The 18396-nt window shown below is 64.2% G+C and carries 19 protein-coding genes; 10 read left to right on the top strand and 9 right to left on the bottom strand.

Annotation, left to right across the window (positions count from 1 at the left end; genetic code table 11):
* Positions 1 to 59: 59 nt before the first annotated feature.
* Positions 60 to 2792: a DNA gyrase subunit A gene (gyrA, locus tag AB7008_RS27125; protein ID WP_304489912.1), complete on the top strand. Its 2733-nt coding sequence runs from the start codon at positions 60 to 62 to the stop codon at positions 2790 to 2792.
* Positions 2793 to 2895: 103 nt separating this feature from the next.
* On the opposite strand, the gene AB7008_RS27120 is transcribed toward gyrA, so the two are convergent.
* The 3 genes from AB7008_RS27120 to AB7008_RS27110 form a co-directional block, all read right to left on the bottom strand.
* Positions 2896 to 3648 (bottom strand): hypothetical protein, encoded by a 753-nt coding sequence (locus AB7008_RS27120; protein ID WP_441259805.1) that lies wholly within the window; start codon positions 3646 to 3648, stop codon positions 2896 to 2898.
* 244 nt (positions 3649 to 3892) lie between these two features.
* Complete coding sequence (locus AB7008_RS27115; protein ID WP_304494201.1) at positions 3893 to 5746, bottom strand: potassium transporter Kup; 1854 nt, start codon at positions 5744 to 5746, stop codon at positions 3893 to 3895.
* A 192-nt stretch (positions 5747 to 5938) separates the two neighbouring features.
* Positions 5939 to 6196, bottom strand: coding sequence for a hypothetical protein (locus AB7008_RS27110; RefSeq protein WP_014495112.1), 258 nt, complete (start codon positions 6194 to 6196; stop codon positions 5939 to 5941).
* Between the two features lie 249 nt (positions 6197 to 6445).
* Here AB7008_RS27110 and coaD point away from each other — a divergent pair, with 249 nt between their 5' ends.
* Genes coaD through AB7008_RS27090 form a run of 4 tightly spaced genes read left to right on the top strand, consistent with a single transcriptional unit; the run spans position 6446 to position 8438 of the window.
* Positions 6446 to 6943 carry a pantetheine-phosphate adenylyltransferase gene (coaD, locus tag AB7008_RS27105; protein ID WP_014495113.1) on the top strand — a complete coding sequence of 166 codons (498 nt, stop codon included), beginning with the start codon at positions 6446 to 6448 and terminating at the stop codon, positions 6941 to 6943.
* A gap of 38 nt (positions 6944 to 6981) precedes the next feature.
* Positions 6982 to 7557 (top strand): peptidylprolyl isomerase, encoded by a 576-nt coding sequence (locus tag AB7008_RS27100; RefSeq protein ID WP_041960267.1) that lies wholly within the window; start codon positions 6982 to 6984, stop codon positions 7555 to 7557.
* 9 nt (positions 7558 to 7566) lie between these two features.
* Positions 7567 to 7977, top strand: coding sequence for a hypothetical protein (locus tag AB7008_RS27095; RefSeq protein ID WP_304489910.1), 411 nt, complete (start codon positions 7567 to 7569; stop codon positions 7975 to 7977).
* Positions 7974 to 8438, top strand: a complete 465-nt coding sequence (locus AB7008_RS27090; protein ID WP_248877691.1) for a peptidylprolyl isomerase — start codon at positions 7974 to 7976, stop codon at positions 8436 to 8438. The genes AB7008_RS27095 and AB7008_RS27090 overlap by 4 nt, the downstream gene beginning before the upstream one ends.
* A gap of 75 nt (positions 8439 to 8513) precedes the next feature.
* Here AB7008_RS27090 and AB7008_RS27085 read toward each other — a convergent pair whose 3' ends face one another.
* Entirely contained in the window at positions 8514 to 8993 is a 480-nt protein-coding gene (locus AB7008_RS27085) for an ester cyclase (RefSeq protein ID WP_304489909.1), read from the bottom strand.
* 84 nt (positions 8994 to 9077) lie between these two features.
* Between AB7008_RS27085 and AB7008_RS27080 the strand changes: the two genes are divergently transcribed.
* The gene (locus AB7008_RS27080; RefSeq protein ID WP_304489908.1) at positions 9078 to 9995 is read left to right on the top strand and encodes a LysR family transcriptional regulator; all 918 of its coding nucleotides are present in this window, start codon (positions 9078 to 9080) and stop codon (positions 9993 to 9995) included.
* Between the two features lie 13 nt (positions 9996 to 10008).
* Positions 10009 to 11082 carry a tRNA preQ1(34) S-adenosylmethionine ribosyltransferase-isomerase QueA gene (queA, locus tag AB7008_RS27075; RefSeq protein WP_028156159.1) on the top strand — a complete coding sequence of 358 codons (1074 nt, stop codon included), beginning with the start codon at positions 10009 to 10011 and terminating at the stop codon, positions 11080 to 11082.
* 96 nt (positions 11083 to 11178) lie between these two features.
* Here the strand turns inward: queA and AB7008_RS27070 are convergent, their stop codons facing one another.
* From AB7008_RS27070 to AB7008_RS27055, 4 genes are all read right to left on the bottom strand, one after another.
* Entirely contained in the window at positions 11179 to 12216 is a 1038-nt protein-coding gene (locus AB7008_RS27070; protein WP_248877682.1) for an aspartate-semialdehyde dehydrogenase, read from the bottom strand.
* 218 nt (positions 12217 to 12434) lie between these two features.
* Positions 12435 to 13040 (bottom strand): PepSY domain-containing protein, encoded by a 606-nt coding sequence (locus AB7008_RS27065; RefSeq protein WP_248877680.1) that lies wholly within the window; start codon positions 13038 to 13040, stop codon positions 12435 to 12437.
* 251 nt (positions 13041 to 13291) lie between these two features.
* Positions 13292 to 14038 carry a TetR/AcrR family transcriptional regulator gene (locus AB7008_RS27060; RefSeq protein ID WP_248877678.1) on the bottom strand — a complete coding sequence of 249 codons (747 nt, stop codon included), beginning with the start codon at positions 14036 to 14038 and terminating at the stop codon, positions 13292 to 13294.
* A 135-nt stretch (positions 14039 to 14173) separates the two neighbouring features.
* Complete coding sequence (locus AB7008_RS27055; RefSeq protein ID WP_441261249.1) at positions 14174 to 15328, bottom strand: patatin-like phospholipase family protein; 1155 nt, start codon at positions 15326 to 15328, stop codon at positions 14174 to 14176.
* 244 nt (positions 15329 to 15572) lie between these two features.
* Here AB7008_RS27055 and tgt point away from each other — a divergent pair, with 244 nt between their 5' ends.
* A complete protein-coding gene (gene tgt, locus AB7008_RS27050) occupies positions 15573 to 16721 on the top strand; it encodes a tRNA guanosine(34) transglycosylase Tgt (RefSeq protein WP_304489906.1) in 1149 nt (382 codons plus the stop codon).
* Here tgt and AB7008_RS27045 read toward each other — a convergent pair whose 3' ends face one another.
* Entirely contained in the window at positions 16722 to 16940 is a 219-nt protein-coding gene (locus tag AB7008_RS27045) for a hypothetical protein (protein ID WP_304489905.1), read from the bottom strand.
* A 223-nt stretch (positions 16941 to 17163) separates the two neighbouring features.
* Between AB7008_RS27045 and cysK the strand changes: the two genes are divergently transcribed.
* Together cysK and AB7008_RS27035 are read left to right on the top strand one after the other, a co-directional pair.
* Entirely contained in the window at positions 17164 to 18141 is a 978-nt protein-coding gene (gene cysK / locus AB7008_RS27040; protein WP_304489904.1) for a cysteine synthase A, read from the top strand.
* 3 nt (positions 18142 to 18144) lie between these two features.
* On the top strand, positions 18145 to 18384 hold the full coding sequence (locus AB7008_RS27035; RefSeq protein WP_304489903.1) for a BrnA antitoxin family protein: 240 nt from the start codon (positions 18145 to 18147) through the stop codon (positions 18382 to 18384).
* The last annotated feature ends 12 nt before the right edge of the window (positions 18385 to 18396 follow it).

The raw sequence follows: 18396 nt of genomic DNA, 5'->3' as shown, positions 1-18396 counted from the left end.
GGTTATCAGGGGGGCGATGCGCTATATGATTCCCAGATAAAATCTCACCGGATTTCCCCTTGGCTGACGACGACAACAAGCCCGGCGACCAGCCGGCGCAACCCTCGGACATTCGTCCCGTTTCCATCTACGAGGAGATGAAGAAGTCCTACCTCGATTACGCGATGAGCGTGATCGTGGCGCGTGCGCTGCCCGATGCGCGCGACGGGTTGAAGCCGGTTCATCGCCGCATCCTCTACTCGATGAACGAGCAGGGGCACACGCCCGACAAGAAGTACGTCAAGTCGGCGCGCGTGGTCGGTGACGTCATCGGTAAATATCATCCGCATGGCGACCAGTCGATTTACGACGCCATGGTCCGGATGGCGCAGGACTTCTCGATGCGCGTGCCGCTCATCGACGGCCAGGGCAATTTCGGCTCGGTCGACGGTGATCCCCCGGCGGCCTATCGGTACACCGAAGCGCGACTGACGAAGGCGGCGCTGGCTCTTCTGGCCGACATCGACAAGGACACCGTCGACTTCCAGCCGAACTACGACAACAACGAAACCGAGCCGTCGGTCCTGCCGGCCAAGTTCCCGAACCTCCTGGTCAACGGGGCGGGCGGCATCGCGGTCGGCATGGCGACCAACATCCCGCCGCACAATCTCGGCGAGGTCATCGACGCCTGCGTCGCGTTGATCGATAACCCCGCGCTCACAATCGACGAACTCATCAACATCGTTCCGGGACCGGATTTCCCTACCGGCGGCGTCATTCTCGGACGCGCGGGCATCCGCGCCGCCTATCACCTCGGCCGCGGCTCGATCGTCATGCGCGGCAAGGTCGCGATCGAGACCATCCGCAAGGAGCGCGAGGCGATCATCATCACCGAGATTCCCTACCAGGTGAACAAGGCGACGATGGTCGAGCGCATCGCCGAGCTGGTCAAGGAAAAGAAGATCGAGGGCATCGGCGACCTGCGCGATGAATCCGACCGCGACGGCTACCGCGTCGTCATCGAATTGAAGCGCGACGCCGTGCCGGATGTGGTGCTGAATCAGCTGTACCGATTCACGCCGCTGCAGACGAGCTTCGGCGTCAACATGGTGGCGCTCGACAGCGGCCGTCCGCGGATCATGCATCTGAAGGACCTGCTGGCGATCTTCGTCGACTTCCGCGAGCGGGTCGTCACGCGGCGCACCAAATACCTGCTGGCCAAGGCGCGCGATCGCGCCCACATCCTGGTCGGTCTGGCGATCGCGGTCGCCAATATCGACGAGATGATCCGCGTTATCCGGACTTCGCCCGACCCGACCACTGCCCGTGACACCCTGATGGCGCGCGACTGGCCGGCACGGGACGTCGAGGACATGCTGACGCTGATCGACGATCCGCGCCACCGCATCAGCGAGGACGGCACGATCCGGCTGTCGATGGAGCAGGCGAGGGCCATTCTCGATCTGCGCCTTCAGCGCCTCACCGCGCTCGGCCGCGACGAAATCCGCGACGAGCTCGACAAGCTCGCCGGCGAGATCGCCGACTATCTCGACATCCTGCGCTCGCGCGCCCGCGTGCTGGGCATCATCAAGACCGAGCTCGCCGAGGTGAAGGCCGAGTTCGCGACCCCGCGCCGCACCGTGATCATCGAGCAGGAGGGCGAGGTCGAGGACGAGGACCTGATCCAGCGCGAGGACATGGTCGTCACCGTCTCCCACGCCGGCTACGTCAAGCGCGTGCCGCTGTCTGCCTACCGGGCGCAACGCCGCGGCGGCAAAGGCCGCGCCGGGATGCAGACCCGCGACGAGGATTTCGTCAGCCGCCTGTTCGTGGCGTCGACGCACACGCCGGTGCTGTTCTTCTCGTCGCGCGGCCAGGTCTACAAGGAGAAGGTCTGGCGCCTGCCGATGGCTGCGCCGAACGCGCGCGGCAAGGCGCTGATCAACATCCTGCCGCTGGAGCAGGGCGAGCGCATCACCACCATCATGCCGCTGCCGGAGGATGAATCGACCTGGGGCAACCTCGACGTGATGTTCGCCACCACCGGCGGCAACGTCCGGCGCAACAAGCTGTCCGACTTCGTCGACGTCCGCCGCTCCGGCATCATCGCCATGAAGCTCGATGAGAATGAAGCGATCGTGGACGTGCAGATCTGCACCGAGCGCGACGACGTGCTTTTGACCGGCGCCGGCGGCCAGTGCATCCGCTTCCCCGTCACCGACGTGCGCGTCTTCACCGGGCGCACCTCGATGGGCGTCCGCGGCATTGCACTCGGCGAGGGCGACAAGGTGATCTCGCTGGCGATCCTGCGCCATGTCGAGACGACGTCGGATGAGCGTTCGGCCTATCTGAAGATGCGCCGCGCGGTCGCCGGCGAGGCCGCGACCGAGGAGCCCGCACTGGATGCCGAGGCCGAGGAGACCTCCGGCAGCTTCCAGCTTCCGCAGGAGCGCTATGTCGAGATGTCGGCGGCCGAGCAGGTCGTGCTCACCGTCTCCGTCAACGGCTACGGCAAGCGGACCTCGTCCTACGAGTACCGCACCACGGGCCGCGGCGGCAAAGGCATCGTCGCCATGAGCGTCAACAACCGCAACGGCAATCTGGTGGCGTCCTTCCCCGTGGAGGATGCTGATCAAATCATGCTGGTCACCGACAAGGGCCAGCTGATCCGCTGCCCGGTCGAAGGCATCCGCATCGCCGGCCGCTCGACCCAGGGCGTGATCGTGTTCGACACCGCCGAGGACGAGCACGTCGTCTCGGTCGAGCACATCACGGAAGAGGCCGAGAGCGGGAACGGGGAGAACGGGGTGTAGGTCTGTCCGTCGCTCGAATGGAGCGAAGCGAAAGCCGGCGATGCGCTCTGTCAAGCGCCTAGAATTCCGGATTGCGCTTCGCCGAGAACCTTGTCCGTTCGATTTATGCGGGTAGCCTCCTGCCATAGTGGAATTCTCCAAGCCACATCAGGAAGAATGCCGCCATGTAGGCCAGCGTCTTCAGGGTATAGATAATCCAGATGTAGGCATGCGGAATTTTGTGTGCGTAGAATACATCAAGCGCGTACATTGCAAACGAGAACAAGAGCGCGCACATCGCGCCAATGACACACCAGTCGATCAACCGTTGAATGCCGTCTTGAGATTGCTGCAAGCTCTTCCAAGACAGATAGCCAACAACAAGGACCGCTCCAATTCCATAGAGAAAGAGCGGAGTGTTGCGTAGCCACGAACTGTAGTTGGGCTGTCCTTGCGGGAGCATCATGCTGAACCAGACATTCTCTGGATTATAGTGCAGTACAAGACGGATCACAAAGAAGGCGATGATGAGAAGGAGGAGCACGTCCCAAGCTCCGCCGCCAAATCGTTCTCGGTAGTAAAAGCCGAGATAGGCGTAATAGACTGACATCGTCAGCGAAGTTGTGAACACGCCAAGCAGAAGTAACTGCATCAGTTTCTGTGACGCTTCTGGTGAGCTGAATGCATCTGGAAATAGATAGGCTGTCAGAAAGGCGATAAACATTGCCGTATCGCCGGCGGCGAGAAAGATGTTCGCGCGGCAGAAGTATTTTGCGAATTTGCGTCGGTCTGGAGCGAGCTGGCCTTCGGTTAGCAACATCGCTACGTTGAACGACCAGATGGTGCCCAGATAGAAGATGTAGAACAGATCACCCACAGCGAAACGCCAATGCCCCCTTTAGCGGCGCGTTGGGCGGGGTCCAAGCTCTTTACAGCATCGGTAAGCAATAGGTCTGAAAGCGTACCTGCTTCGACCGTTGTCGCTCCGAATATGAGCGCGATGACCGTCAATAGAATGCGAGCAAACATCTGGCTCCCCCGAAAAAGATAGGCGAGGGATGTTATCAACCAAAGCGTGCATTGGGAATGCGAAATCTTACGTTGAGATAGAGGTCCCGGTGCTAAATCTCCAGCTCCGTGCCGAACTCCACCACCTGCCTGGTCGGCACGCCGAAGAACGCGGCGGAGCGTTCGGCGTTGCGCTGGAGGAAGGCGAACAGGCCTTCGCGCCAGACCCACATGCCCGGGATGTCCTCGCTCGGAATGATGGTCTCGCGGCCGACATAATAGGTGATGTCGGAGAGGTCGATGCCGGGCAGCTTGCCCTGGCGGCAGGCGAGCGTCAGGCCTGCATAGATCGTCGGATTCTGCATGAAGCCGTAGTGCAGGACCACGCGGGTGATACCGGGGATGATCTCGATCACCTCGGCGCGGTCTTCATCGGCGATGTGCGGGGATTCCTCGATCAGCACGGTGACGAGGACGATGCGCTCATGCAGCACGTGGTTGTGCTTGACGAATTGGGTCAGCGCCAGCGGCACGCCGCGCGGCGCGGACGCCAGGAAGACGGCGGTCCCGGGGAGTCTGGCGCGGCACTTGTTGACCGCGGTCTCGATCAGGTCCTCCTCGGGCTGACGCAGCTTCGCGCGCGCCGCCTCGACCAGCTTCACGCCGCTGCGCCAGGTCAGCATCATGAAGGCGACGAGGGCCGCGAGCAGCAGCGGAAACCAGCCGCCCTCGAACAGCTTGATCGAATTGGCGGAGAAGAAGATCACGTCGATCACGAAGAAGAAGCCGTTGACGGCGACCACGATCCACGGCGAATAGCCCCACTGGATCGCGACCAGGGCCGCGAGCAGCGTGGTGATCGCCATCAGCAGCGACACCGCTATGCCGTAAGCGCCGGCAAGCGCTTCCGAGGTGCCGAAGCTCAGAACCGCGCCAAGCGTTGCTGCCGCCAGCAGCCAGTTCACCAGCGGCACGTAGATCTGGCCCATCGCATGGCTCGTGGTGTGGCGGATCTGCATGCGCGGCAGGAAGCCGAGCTGGATCGACTGCTGCGTTAGCGAGAACACGCCGGAGATGATCGCTTGCGAGGCGATCACGGTCGCAACAGCGGAGAATGCGACCAGCGGATAGTGCAGGGCGTCGGGGCAGAGCTGGAAGAACGGGTTCTCGATCATCGCGGGATCGGTGATCAGCAGCGCGGCCTGGCCAAAATAGTTCAGCACCAGCGCGGGCAGGCAGATCGCGAACCAGGCGAGCCGGATCGGGAAGCGGCCGAAGTGCCCCATGTCGGCGTACATGGCTTCGCCGCCGGTCACCGCCAGGAAGGCGGCGCCGAGGATCGCGAAGGAGATGTGGAAGTCCTGGTGGATCAGGAAGTTGAAGGCATAGAGCGGGCTCAGTGCCGCGAGCACAGCCGGCGCCTTGACGATGCCGTGGACGCCGAGCGCGGCGAGCACGAAGAACCAGGCCAGCATCACCGGCCCGAAGATGCGGCCGATGAAGCCCGTGCCCTGCTTCTGGATCATGAACAGCCCGATCAGGATGGCGACGGTGATGGGCACGACGACCGGCGCGAGCGAGGGCGCATCGACCTTGAGGCCTTCGATGGCTGAGAGCACCGAGATCGCCGGGGTGATCGCGCCGTCGCCATAAAGGAGAGCCGCGCCGACGAGGCCGACCACCAGGAGATGCGCGCGCCAGGTGCCGGACTGGGCGTGGCGGGCATGCAGCAGCGCCAGCAGCGCGACGATGCCGCCTTCGCCGCGATTGTCCGCGCGCAGGATCAGCAGCGCATATTTCAGCGAGATGATCAGCAGCAGGGCCCAGAGGATCAGCGAGGCAACGCCCAGGACAGCTTCGGGAGTCACCGTCGCGCCATGGGCGGCCGCCTTGGCGGCTTCCTTCAGGGCGTAGAGGGGGCTGGTGCCGATATCGCCATAGACAACCCCGAGGGCGCCCATGGTCATGGCAATCGGCAGAGGGTCAGGGTGATGGCCGGAAACGACTGCGGGCGTACTGGACAAGGTCGACCCCCCGATGGGATCGCGCCCGCCGGGCCATTCCGACGGGCGCGAGTATCAGACAGTCTGCGACGAGACGTCGCAAATATCCATGGGATTTATCTCGGGGTTTATGTGACGCGAAGCTGACAGCCTCGACTACGGGGTCCGGTCGGCGGTCACGAGGCGCGCCTCGCGGATATTGGCCTTGGTGCCGGCCTGACGCAGGCAGGACGCCTCGAAGTTCGGCCAGGCCTGCTGCGAGCAGTCCTTGCCGATGGTGCGGATATCGAGGCGGTCGCTCTTGGCCAGCGGCTGCGGGACGCTTGCTTCGACGGTCGGAGCGAAACCGGGGAGGACGGTGAGAGCGGCGGCAACGAACGCAGCAATGGCGATGGCCGAGATGGTCTTGATCATTGACGGTCCCCTGTGATGCGGCCGCTACGCCCAGTTGTGCGGCCCGTCATTTGTTGGGTGGATCAGTAACCATGGCCAGTTTCCGGACGTCTTCGCGGACGCCCGAAATGGTTTCGTTCCCACTCCGTTTTGTTTCATGGCCGCTCCGAGGACGAAACAATTCGGGTGATTCCGACACGGCGCCGCCGAAAAACCGGCAGGGAACCCGTCTGGCTTGCCGGGCCGGGCCGGGCGCGGTAGGACGAGGTCATGCCGCGCATTGCCTTCTATCCGGGTTCCTTTGACCCCATCACCAACGGCCATCTGGACGTGGTCCGGAACAGTGTCCCCCTGTGCGATCGGCTCGTGGTCGCGATCGGGGTGCATCCTGGCAAGAAGCCGCTGTTCTCGACCGAGGAGCGGCTCAAGATGCTCCATGACGTCTGCGGGCCGGTTGCGGCCCAGGTCGGCTGCACGCTTGATGCCGTGACCTACGACGATCTTGCGGTCACCGCGGCACGCAGGCACGGCGCGACTGTCATGATTCGGGGCCTGCGCGATGGCACCGACCTCGACTACGAGATGCAGCTCGCCGGGATGAACGGCGCCATGGCGCCCGACGTCCAAACCGTGTTCCTGCCGGCCTCTCCGGCCGTCCGCCCAATTACCGGCACGTTGGTGCGTCAAATCGCGGCCATGGGCGGAGATATCTCGACCTTCGTGCCGCCGCTCGTCGCCAACCTGCTCAAGGCCAAATTCGCCGGATAACGGCGGCAATTCTTCATCCTACCTGATCCGGAGTTCTCATGATCCGTCGTCTCGCAGTTCTTGCCACGATCTTTGCCGCGCTCTTCAGTGCGCTCCCGGCGGTGGCGCAGCAATTGCCGGCCAATCTCGACAAGGCCAACGCCATCGTCATCGACACCACCAAGGGCCGCATCGTCATCAAGCTGCGGACCGACATTGCGCCTCAGCATGCCGAGCGCATCAAGCAGCTCGCGCGCGAGGGCTTCTACAACAACGTGCCGTTCCACCGCGTGATGGACGGCTTCATGGCGCAGACCGGCGACGGCGAGAAATTCAACGGCACCGGCGGCTCGAAATATCCGAACCTGAAGCAGGAATTCTCCAAGGTTCATTTCGCCCGCGGCATCGTCGGGATGGCGCGGCGCGGCGACAGCGTCGATAGCGCCAACTCGCAGTTCTTCATCATGTTCGCGGACGGCGGCAGCCTCGATAACCAGTACACGGTGATCGGCGAGGTCGTGCAGGGCATGGACGTCGTCGACAAGCTGAAGAAGGCACCGCCCGGTTCGGCCGGCGGTGCCGTCACCGATCCCGACAAGATGGTGAAGGTCCAGGTGGCCTCCGACATCAAATAGGATGGGACCATGGCGCGCTGTGGCACTAGGCTTTTGCTGACTGCCGCGCTGCTGCTGCTCGGCGTTTCCGGCGCGGCCGCCGAGGACGCGCAGGTCAACACCATCCAGGACATCTTCCAGCACCTGCGGACCTGCTGGAAGCCGCCGCCGCCCAGCAAGGCTCGCCCTATCGACATCACCGTCGTCGTGAGCTTTAACCGAGCCGGAAACATTCTGGGCCATCCGAGGATTACCTATGAATCCGCGGAGGCCTCCGACAATGACCGGCTGCAATACCGGGTCGCGGTGATGGAGGCGCTGCAACGCTGCACGCCGATGCCATTTACCGATGCAATGGCCGGCGCCGCCGCGGGACGTCCATTCGCGATCCAGTTCCGTAACCGGAAGACTTCACCCCCAACGCAAGAGAGACGAGCATGAGCGTCACCGAAAACACCCTGATCCTCGAGACCACGCAGGGCCCCGTCACCATCGAGATGCGGCCCGATCTCGCGCCCGGCCACGTCGCGCGCATCAAGGAACTGGTCCGCGAGGGCTTCTACGACGGCATCGTGTTCCACCGCGTGATCGATGGCTTCATGGCGCAGACCGGCTGCCCGCAGGGCACCGGCACCGGCGGCTCCGGCAAGAAGCTGAAGGCCGAGTTCAACAAGGAGCCGCATGTGCGCGGCACCACCTCGATGGCCCGCGCCGCCAGCCCGGATTCCGGCGACAGCCAGTTCTTCATCTGCTTCGACGACGCCCGCTTCCTCGACAACCAGTACACGGTGTGGGGCAAGGTCACCGACGGCATGGAGAACGTCGACAAGATCAAGCGCGGCGAGCCCGTCCAGAACCCCGACAAGATCGTCAAGGCGCGGATGGCCGCGGACGCGGCCTGACATCGCGCATTCGTCGTGAAGCTTCTGGAACGGGATGACGGTCATCGTCATCCCGTTCTGATTCCTGGCTGAGCGCTAATTCGTGGTGAGCTGACGGACGGCGCCGATCCAGTCCTCGATGTGATAGGAGCGGACCATCTTGCCGCCCTCGAGCGTATGCACGTCGATCGACATCACCTTGAACGATTTGCCGCTATGCGGTGCGCCCATGAAGTCGGCCGCGGGCGTGCCCGTCGCTTCACCGCGGATCGTGACCTGGTTGCCGGAGACGAGCACGTCCTTGATCTCCCATTTCAGGTCGGGAACGGATTTGAGGCGCTGGCCGATGCCCGCGATGACCTCGTCACGCGTGTTGCAGACATTGTTGCCGCGGCAGGATACCCAGTCCGCGGCCGTCGACTGTCTGATCAAATCGGGGCTGTCCTTGGCGAATTCGGCGTTCAGCGCCTTGTAGAACGGCGCGACGCTGGCGCGAGCCGCATCCGTGCTGATCTCGGCGGCGGCCGGGCAGGCCGACAGGGCAATGATGGCGCAGGCCGCAAAAATCCATTTCATGGCGGTTCCAGTGATTTGTTTGAGAGGCGGGCGGTGCTATGAACCAGCCTGGATAATTAATCCAATGAGTAATGATGCCTCCTCATGAATGAAATCGATTTACGCCGGTTCGACCTCAACCTGCTGGTCGTGTTCGATGTTCTGATGGTCGAGCGCAGCGTTACCCGCGCGGCCGAGCGACTGGGGCGGACGCAGTCGGCGATCAGCCACTCCCTGTCCCGGCTGCGCAGCCAGTTCGGCGACCCGCTGCTGGTCAAGGGCGGGGTGCGGATGCAGCCGACGGCGTTCGCGCTCGATCTGATCGAGCAGGCGCGGCCGATGCTGAGCGGCATTCAGCGCGTGCTGTCGCCGACGCAGGTGTTCGATCCGGCGGATTCACAGCGCGTGTTCAGGCTCGCGGTGCCTGATTTTGCGCTCGCGCTGTTTGCCGAACTACTCGCGCGGGTGCGCAAGGAGGCGCCGTTGGTGTCGGTCGAGTGGACCACGCCACGCGCGCCGACCCTGCTTGACGTCGCGGAGGGCCAGATCGACCTCGCGATCGTGCCGTCGGAACTGCAATGGCCACGGAGCGTGGCGGGCGAGGCGATCGGGGCGCTGGGTTGGCGCTGCTTCGGCCGGCGCGATCATCCGGCATTCTCGGAATGGGGGCCCGCGAACTGGGCGCGCTGGCCGCATCTTGCGGTGCGGATCGGCGACAATGTGAGAAGCCCGGTCAACGTTGCCGCCGCAGCCGCCGGCCTGACGCGGACGATTGCCGGATGGGTGCCGCATTTTCCTGCGATCGCGCCGATCCTGGCCCGGTCCGATCTGTTGGCGACGCTGCCGTCGGCGGCCATGGCGGACGTGGTCGACGCTTACGATCTTGCGAGCATGGAGGTTCCGTTTGCGATTGCGCCGCTGCCGCATGCGATGGTGTGGTGCAGCGGCCGCAGCCGCGATCCCGGCATGATCTGGTTGCGCGATCGGCTCCGTCCGATCGCCAGACGCACTTTCGCCGTTTAGAAGCACAGGACACATGCGTACTGATCTCTTCGATTTCGATCTGCCCGCCGAGCGCATCGCGTTGCGCCCGGCGATCCCGCGCGACTCCGCGAAGATGCTGGTCGTGGAAGGTGGCGCGCTGCGCGACCAGCTCATTTCCGAGCTGCCGCAATGGCTGAAGCCGGGCGACCAGCTCGTCGTCAACGATACCAAGGTGATCGCGGCACAACTCAAGGGCCGCCGCATCGGCCGCGAGACCGAACCCAAGATCGAGGCGACGCTGATCAAGCGCCTCGACGGCTCGCGCTGGCAGGCGCTGGTCAAGCCGGCGAAGAAACTCGTCGCCGGTGACCGCATCCGCTTCGGCAACGAGGGCAAGGTCTGCCTGCTCGGCCATCTCGACGCCGAGGTCGAGGCCAAGGGCACCGATGGTGAAGTGACACTGTCATTCTCGTTTCACGGCCCGGCGCTGGATCAGGCGATCGAAGATCTCGGCAGCCCGCCGCTGCCGCCCTATATCGCCTCCAAGCGCACGCCCGATGATCAGGACCTCGCGGACTACCAGACCATGTTCGCGGCGAACGAAGGCGCCGTCGCGGCGCCTACCGCGGGCCTGCATTTCACCCCGGCGCTGGAGCAGGCGCTGCGCGACCGCGGCGTCGGCATCAACCGCATCACGTTGCACGTCGGGGCAGGGACCTTTCTGCCGGTGAAGGTGGACGACACCGAAGGCCACAAGATGCATGCCGAATGGGGCACGATCTCCGCCGAGACGGCGGAGCGGCTCAACACCGCACGGCAGAATGGCGGCCGCATCATCGCCGTCGGCACGACGTCACTGCGGCTGCTCGAAAGCGCGGCCAGCGAGGACGGCACCATCCAGCCGTTCGCGGCCGAGACGTCGATCTTCATCACCCCCGGCTATCGCTTCCGTGCCGTCGATATCCTGCTGACGAATTTCCATTTGCCGAAGTCGACGCTGTTCATGCTGGTGTCGGCGTTCTCCGGGCTCGAAGCGATGCAGCAGGCCTACGCGCACGCGATTGCGGAGGGGTACCGGTTCTATTCGTACGGGGATGCGTGTTTGTTGTTTCGGGCGGAGCCGTAGGGTGGGCAAAGGCGCGTAGCGCCGTGCCCACCCTCTATCCGCATATTTCAGGTCGATTGGTGGGCACGCTTGGCTTTGCCCACCCTACGACACCGGTTACGCCATCACGCGCTGCGGCAATAACTCCGCGATCTGCACCGCGTTCAGCGCGGCGCCCTTGAGCAGCTGGTCCGCCGCCACGAACATCGAGATCGAATGCCCTGAGGGATCGCTGAGATCCTTGCGGATGCGGCCGACCAGGACGTCGTCCTGGCCCGAAGCGTCGATCGGCATCGGGAAGTAGTTCTTCACGCGGTCGTCGACGAGCTTCACGCCGGGCGCCTGCGCCATGATGGCACGGACCTGGTCCTCGTTGATCGGCTTCTCGCATTCGAAGGTGATGGCCTCGCAATGGGCGCGCAGCACCGGCACGCGGACGCAGGTGACGCCGATCGCGATCTTTTCGTCCTCGAAGATCTTGCGGGTTTCCTTGATGACCTTGGTCTCTTCGTCGTTGTAGCCGGTCTCGGGATCGACGGCGGTGTTGTGGTTGAAGAGATTGAAGGCGTAGGGGTGCGGCATCACCTTGGGCGTATAGACCTGCCCGTTGAGATTGGCGCGGGTGGACTCGACGAGCTCGTCCATCGCGGCAGCACCGGCGCCCGAGGCCGCCTGGTAGGTCGAGATGATGACGCGCTTGATGCGGTTCTTCTGGTGGATCGGCCAGAGCGGCACCAGCGCGGTGATCGCGGCGCAGTTCGGGTTCGCAATGATGCCCTTGTGGTCGCGGATCCGGTTGGCGTTGATCTCGGGGATCACCAGCGGGACGTTGGGGTCCATGCGGAAGGCGGAGGAGTTGTCGACCACGACGGCGCCGGCCTTGACGGCGATTGGCGCGAACTTCTTGGAGATGCTGCCGCCGGCCGAGAACAGCGCGATGTCGACGCCCTCGAAGGCGCGCTCGGTGAGCTCCTCGATGACGACGTCCTGGCCGCGGAACGACACCGTCTTGCCGGCCGAGCGGGCGCTGGCGAGTGCCTTGAGCTTGCCGACGCGAAAGCCGCGCTTGTCCATGGTGGCGATGAATTCGGCGCCCACCGCACCGGTGACGCCGACAATCGCGACGACGGGATCGTTACTCACATTCTCCTCCATTGCATTGAGCTGAAGACAACAAAAAAGCCCCGGACCAGCGGTCGGAGCTTCGGTAGAGTGGATTGCGTTTAAGTCGACGACCTACGCGCGCACGCCTCCCCGGGCCCCGAAGGCCGTGGTGGTTTTAGTCGTGCGTTTGGTGGTCGTGAACATGGCGGCGACTTATGCGGGAGAGTTTCGCGTCCGTCAATGGCTTTTCGGCGGGATTGTGGCCGCCGCTATTTCGCCCGGGCGCCCGGTGGCTCCAGGATGACCTCCTTGAGGTTGTCGCCGCTGATGACGACGATCGCGAAATTCAGCCGGCCGCGTTCGCGCACCAGTCCGCCGCTGATCGCCTTGCCCGAGGCCGCACGTTCGGCGACGTGCACGGCATCCGCAAGGCGGTGCTTGATGGCACCGAGCGCCGCGAGGTTGCTGCGGTCGTCGAGATCGAGCTCGGCGAGGGGGAGGGCGGCTTCACCGCCGACGAGCTCGCCGGTGGCAGCGTTGATGGTGTGGCGCCAGATACGGTCGTTGTGCAGGGTCTTCACCCGGTAGACCGGCACACCGGAGGCTCCGTCGAAACTCACATCCGCCGTCGTGGCGCCGGCATGACGGGCTTCCGCAATCGCCATGGCCTGGCTGATCGAGATCGACGAGCTACGGAATCGTTCGATTTCGCGACTGACCGCTTGGCGGTCTGCTTCGGCATCACCATCTGTGTCGCCGTGAAGCGCGGTCGGCGTGCCCGCGGCCACCGTCGCCTGCGTCGGCGCCGCGGCAAGGAGCAGCGCGGGCAAGGCGATCGCAAGCAATCGCGAGGTCAATCGTTTGGCTGTCGTCATGCTCGAAACCCTCGGCCAGCGAGTGTGCCGGATGATCGTAAAGAATTCGCGGCCGACCTTGGGCATTGGCCGGCCGCGGAGCGTCGCAGCGGGCTGGACCCGGCACGGCGATCTTGGGCGGTACGGACCACTTTGGGGCTGGTGAAAAAGCGGTCCGTATCGCTTATAACTAAACCATACCGTATCGTTTTGTTTTGGTCAATGACGCGGGCGTAACCTCGAAGGGGAAACGTCGCTACCTCACGGAATTGTCAGCGGGACGGGCGCCGCCGCTGTGTGCCCTTTGCGGCGCTCTGGACGCGGTCCGCGGGTCCCAGCGCGCCGGCCAGGAACAACTTGATCGCCGCGCGCATGCGCTTCTCGGCGGCCTTCAACTCCAGCGCCGTGCCGAACGTCGCCAGGCGGTGGGTGTGACCGACGACGACGTCGAGGAACACTTCCGCCGCGATCGTGGTGTCGTCGACGTCGAGTGCGCCCTGCGCCACCAGATGGTCGAAGAAGCGGGCCGTGGTGGCGACGGCCTTCAGCCAACCTTCCTCCTTGCCGAGCTTGGCGATGTCGGGGAAGTTGATGGCCTGTGACGTCATCATGCGGCTGAAGGCGACGGCATCGGGCCCGCAGGTGAAGGTCAGCATCTCGCGCCCGATCTCGACCAGCCGCTGCTCGACCGAAATGTCCGAGACGCTGGAGAGCTGGGTCTCGGCGGCTGCCGATAGCGGCGCAAGCCAGCGCGCGATTTCGCGCCTCAGCACGGCGGCAAACAGGCCGCGCTTGTCCCCGTAACGGGAATAGACGGTGGGTTTGCTGACCCGAGCGGCTTCCGCGACCGCGTCGAGCGAGGTCGCGTCGAAGCCGCGATCCAGGAACAGGCGGGTGGCAACCTCGATCAGCCGCTGATCGCGCTCGATCGCAGCGGTTTTCGTCGGACGGCCGCCGCGTGATTTCGGCACCTCGCGCCGTGGCGCCGCCGGTTTTGTCCTGGTCGCAGTCAATCCCATGCCCAATGATTCCTGCGCGCTTCTAATCGTCGTCATTTGCTCTATATCGCGCAGGAGCGGGGGCGTCATCGCGAATCTGGCCGAATTGGCCATATCGTCAACGGTTTCGGCACTGTCTCGTTCCGTCACGAGGGATCACGGCAGCTTTGAAGTCCAGGCCTGGCCGGAGGCAGCCTTCTCATATCCGTACTGATATAGCGCCCGCATATAGGCGGTGTCGAACCCTTCCGAAGGCGGCGCGGGATAATCGCGCGCGATGTAGGAGAGGTGGAAGCCGAGATTGTTGCGCTTGGCGAAATCATAGGTCGAGAAGATGATCGAGCGCGTCTGCGACTGGGTGATCGACGACAGGCTGCGCGAGGCGACGTCGATGGTGCTGTTGGACACGAGCTCGAAATTGCGTTCGATCTTCTTGTTGACGAGGATGTAGATGTTCATCCGCGCGTTGCCGGGCAGGCGGTCCTGGGAGAGCAGGGCTTCCGGCAGCGTCAGCACCGGCGCCGTCACGCCGCCGTCGACATGCATCTCCTGAAATCTGCGGCCCTGGCCTTCGGCGTCGATCATGATGGGTGGAAACACCAGGGGAATGCTGGCGGAGGCCGCCATCACGTCGCGAAACAGTTTGAGCGCCTCGGGTGTTCCGACCGCTGCGATCTTGCCCATGTCCCAGATGGCGGTCCGCTGGGTGTCGAGATCGGTGGTCACCACCAGCAGCTTTCGGCCCTTGGCATTTTCACGCGCGACCTGCGCCATGATCTCCGGCCCGACATAGCGGGCGACGAGCTCGCGCAGCCGCGTGTTGCCGAATAGGCCGGATCCGAACAGCACGCGCATGATGCTGGGATCGTTCAGGAGGCTCTCGGCGATGCCGCTGGTGTAAACCTCCCTCAGCGTGTCGTCATATTGCGAGCCGAGGAACGCAAAGGGCGCGATCAGGCCGCCGGTGCTCACGCCCGAGACGACCGAGAAGGTGGGACGGGTCCTGGCAGCGGTCCAACCGCTCAGCACGCCGACGCCGTAGGCGCCGTCGGCGCCGCCGCCGGAGAGCGCCAGATAGGACTTCGTCGCGGTGCTGGTGTCCTTGTCGAAGCTGAATTTCGTGACGGGCTCGTCCGCGTAGCGCCTGAGACCGTCGATATCGAGCACGCGCGACGTGCTGGCCTCGGCGGCCGTATAGGGCGTGCGGGGCAGGGAGGTGCAGGCGCCGAGTGCCAGGCTGCACGCCAGAACCAGGAATCCGGTCAGGCGGACGCCTGTCTGTCTGATCCAGCCGCGCGAGGAGCCGAACATTTCGGTCGAACATGAAGCGGAGGGCATTGTCGGTGGCTGGCGATCACGCAAATACTGCCGCCGGCAAAATTCACCGCGGCATCTCGTCCAGCCCCAGCGTAAAAACTATACTGTATCGTTTTGTTTGGCAAGCGCGCCAGGCGATCAAGTCGGCGTCAAATATGTCCCGGTCTGAACCACAAGCCGGCTCTGGCGTGGCCCGGGCGGGTTGATCAGCCTCTTCCGACACGCAATAAGCACGACCATGAATCTTCCCGACACCGCTCTACCCAATCATTTCGAACTGCTCGCCACCGATGGCGCCGCACGCACCGGGCGCCTGACCACGCCGCATGGTGTGGTGCGGACGCCGGCCTTCATGCCGGTCGGAACCGCCGGCGCCATGAAGGGCATGCACTGGCGCGAGGTGCGTGAGGCCGGCGCCGACATCGTGCTCGGCAACACCTATCATCTGATGCTACGCCCCGGCGCCGAGCGGATCTCGGCGCTCGGCGGCCTGCAGCGATTCACCGGCTGGAACGGGCCGATGTTGACGGATTCGGGCGGCTTCCAGGTGATGTCGCTGTCGGACCTGCGCAAGGTCACCGAGAACGCCGTCACATTCCGTTCGCATATCGACGGCGCCAAGGTCGAGCTGTCACCGGAGCGCTCGATCGAGGTGCAGCGCTTCCTCGGCTCCGACATCGCCATGCAGATGGACGAATGCGTGCGGCTGCCGGCCGAGCGCGACGACATCGAGCGGGCGATGCGGCTGTCGCTGCGCTGGGCCGAGCGAAGCAAGCGCGCATTCGAGAGTGCACCCGACGGTTACATGCTGTTCGGCATCGTGCAGGGCGGCGACGTGCCGCAGCTTCGCCACGCCAGCGCCGAAGGCCTCGTCGCAATCGGCTTCCACGGCTATGCGATCGGCGGCCTCGCCGTCGGCGAGCCGCAGGCGGTGATGCTGGCGATGATCGACGAGACCGCACCGATGCTGCCGAGGGAGCGGCCGCGCTATTTGATGGGCGTCGGCACGCCGGACGACATCCTCGAAGCGGTCAAGCGCGGCATCGACATGTTCGATTGCGTGATGCCGACACGCAATGGCCGGCATGGCGTCGCCTTCACGCGCTTCGGCCAGGTCAATTTGCGCAACGCGCGCCACGCCGACGATCCGCGTCCGCTCGACGAAGAGAGTTCCTGGCCGTCGGCGCGCAACTACGCGCGCGCCTACCTGCATCATCTCGTCAAGGCGGGCGAGACGCTGGGCGCCATGCTGCTTTCCGAGATCAATATCGCCTACTACCAGTTCCTGATGCAGGGCATCAGGAACGCGATCGCAAACGGGACGTTCGACGAGTTCTACCAGCGCACGCGCCAGGACTGGGCGAGGGGCGACATCGCCCCGCGCTAGTCAATTGCAGACGATCCGCTGCTTGACGGCGTGCTTGGTCACGAAGCCGTAGCCGCAATTGTCGCAGGTCCAGAGATAGCTGATCATGTGGTCAGAGATGTAGGCGGATGCTTCGGCGGCGACCATCGAGTCGGCGCAAACGGGGCAGGTCGGCAACTCGCTGCAACGCGGGTCGCGGTGATATGCGACGGTCGACAACACTTCAGCAACTGCTGACATCGCGGTGACCTCTCTGCTCTGAGACCTAAGTCTAACATAGACCGAATCAGTTGACGAGGTCGCAACACAAATACGTTGGTTTTCTGATAATTACGGCTCACGCGATTTTGCGATGCAGCGTATTTAACATGTGCCGCATTGTCGCTTGCGTGTCATCCCAAGCTGTCCGTTACTGCGCAAGAGACGCTGCAGAAGCAGAAATTGTCGTCACAGGGAGTTCATCATGGACGCATCGTCCAACACGGGTGCAGCGCACCAGCCCGGCCGCGGCCGGATCTACTCTTCGATCGTCGAGGCCTTTGGCGACACGCCGATCGTGCGCTTGCAGCGGCTGCCGGGCATGCACGGCGTCAGCGCGACGATTTTGGCAAAACTTGAATATTTCAATCCGGCCGCGAGCGTGAAGGATCGCATCGGCGCGGCCATGATCATCGCGATGGAGAAGGCCGGCATCGTCAAGCCTGACACCGTGCTGATCGAGCCGACCTCGGGCAACACCGGCATCGCGCTCGCCTTCGTCGCGGCCTCGCGCGGTTACCGGCTCAAGCTGGTGATGCCGGAATCGATGTCGATCGAGCGGCGCAAGATGCTGGCCTTTCTCGGCGCAGAGCTGGTGCTCACGCCGGCGGCACAGGGCATGAAGGGCGCGATCGCGACCGCCGAGGAGCTCCTGAAGACGACGCCGAACTCGGTCATGCCGCAGCAGTTCAAGAACCTCGCCAATCCCGAGGTGCACCGCCGCACCACCGCCGAGGAGATCTGGAACGACACCGGCGGCAACGTCGATGTCTTCGTCGCCGGCGTCGGCACCGGCGGCACGATCACCGGCGTCGGCCAGGTGCTCAAGCCGCGCAAGCCGTCCTTGCGGGTGGTGGCGGTCGAGCCGGAGGAAAGTCCGGTGCTCTCAGGCGGCCAGCACACGCCGCACAAGATCCAGGGCATCGGCGCCGGCTTCGTGCCCGACATCCTCGACCGCTCGGTGATTGACGAGATCGTGAAGATCAACTCGACGACCGCGATCGAGACCGCGCGGGCGCTGGCGCGGCATGAGGGCATTCCCGGCGGCATCTCCTCGGGCGCGGCGATCGCGGCTGCGCTCCAGATCGGCAAGCGGCCGGAAGCTGCGGGAAAAACCATTCTGGCTATAGTGCCGTCCTTCTCCGAGCGGTATCTTTCGACGGCTCTGTTTGAGGGAATCTAGGACATGACGGATCAACCGAGGCGGCCGCGCACGCTTGGCGATGCGCGGTCGGAGGCCGAGGCGGCGTTCAAGAAGGTGACCGCCAAGGTCGCCGTGGCGCCATCGAAGCCGAACGTGGCGCCGGGAATCAGGGAGCAGGTCACGCTGCGCATCGACCAGGACGTGCTGGAGTTCTTCCAGCAGGGCGGGCCGGGCTGGCAGGACCGCATCAACGAGGCGCTGCGCAAGGCGGCGGGGAAGTAGCGCCTCCTGCCA

Source organism: Bradyrhizobium sp. 521_C7_N1_3 (assembly GCF_052075975.1).
GTDB lineage: Bacteria > Pseudomonadota > Alphaproteobacteria > Rhizobiales > Xanthobacteraceae > Bradyrhizobium > Bradyrhizobium japonicum.
Note: the sequence above shows the minus strand (reverse complement) of the source record. Positions and strands in the feature narration are given on the sequence as shown.